Origin of the sequence: Pseudomonas sp. RIT623 (assembly GCF_004519305.1) — a bacterium.
Taxonomy (GTDB): Bacteria; Pseudomonadota; Gammaproteobacteria; order Pseudomonadales; family Pseudomonadaceae; genus Aquipseudomonas.
In genome coordinates this window covers 1-1,305 of sequence record NZ_SOZA01000083.1, presented here as the reverse complement: position 1 = coordinate 1,305, position 1,305 = coordinate 1, and the positions used below count along the sequence as shown (strand labels likewise).

General features: G+C 69.8%; 1 protein-coding gene. It reads left to right on the top strand.

Features of this window, described 5'->3' with window-relative positions; all coding sequences use genetic code 11:
* Nucleotides 1-1,305, top strand: a 1,305-nt coding sequence (locus tag E3U47_RS24740; protein ID WP_256660341.1) for a condensation domain-containing protein, incomplete at both ends; no start/stop codon positions are given.

The following is a 1,305-nucleotide window of genomic DNA, read 5'->3' as shown; positions in this document are numbered from 1 at the left end:
ACAAGGCATCCTCTATCACCATCTCAGTGCCGAGCAGGGCGACCCCTACCTGCTGCAATCGCGGCTGGCGTTCGACAGCCCGGCGCGCTTGCAGGCCTGGGTCGCGGCGCTGCAGCAGGTGATCGACCGCCACGATATCCTGCGCACCTCGGTGGTCTGGGAAGGCCTGGCCGAACCGGTGCAGGTGGTCTGGCGCCAGGCACGGCTGGAGGTGCGCGAAGTCACCGGGCTCGGCGAAACGGCGGTGCTCGAGGCGCTACAGGCGCGCTTCGATGCCCGCCAGCAACGCCTGGACCTGACCCAGGCACCGCTGCTGCGGCTGTTGTTCGCCGAGGACCGGCGCCACGGCGAATGGGTGGCGTTGCTGCAGTTCCACCACCTGACCCTCGACCACGCCGCCATGGCGGTGATTGGCGAGGAGCTGCAGGTGCTGCTGGAGGGCCGTGGCGACACGTTGCCGGCGGCGGTGCCGTACCGCAACTATGTTGCCCAGGTGTGCCTGGGCGAGGACCAGGCCGGCCACGAGGCGTTCTTCCGCGCGCAACTGGGCGATGTCCAGGTGCCGACCTTGCCGTACGGCCTGGCCGATGTGCAGGGTGATGGCGCTGCGCTCGAACAGGCCCAGCTGCAGTTGGCCCCGGCCCAGGCCCAGGCCGTGCGCGAACTGGCCCGCCAGCAGGGCGTCAGCGCCGCGAGCCTGATGCACCTGGCCTGGGCGCGGGTGGTGGGGATGTTGGCCGGTCGCCAGGACGTGGTGTTCGGCACCGTCTTGATGGGTCGCCTGCAAGGCGGCGAGGGCGCCGACCGGGCCCTGGGGATGTTCATCAACACCCTGCCGTTGCGGGTGGATGTGGCGCAACCGGTGGCCCAGGCCCTGCACACCACCCATCAGCGGCTGTCGGCGCTGCTCGGCCACGAGCATGCGCCACTGGCCCTGGCCCAGCGCTGCAGTGGTGTGGGGGTTGCAGCACCGCTGTTCAGCGCCTTGCTCAACTACCGCCACAGCGCCGACCCTGTCGCACGCGATGGCGAGGGTATCTGGCAGGGCGTGCGCCTGCTAGGCGGCGAGGAGCGCAGCAACTACCCGCTGACCCTGAGCGTCGATGACCTGGGCGAGGGCTTCAGCCTGAGCGTGCTGGCCGCCGCCGGGATTTCGGCGGCGCAGGTAGGGGGCTGGATGGTCAATGCCCTGGGCCAGTTGCTGCAGGCGTTGCAGCAGGCGCCGGAGCAAACCTTGCACCAGTCCTCGGTGCTCGATGAGGCGGCGTTGCAGCAGGTGCTGGTGGACTTCAATGCCACCACCCA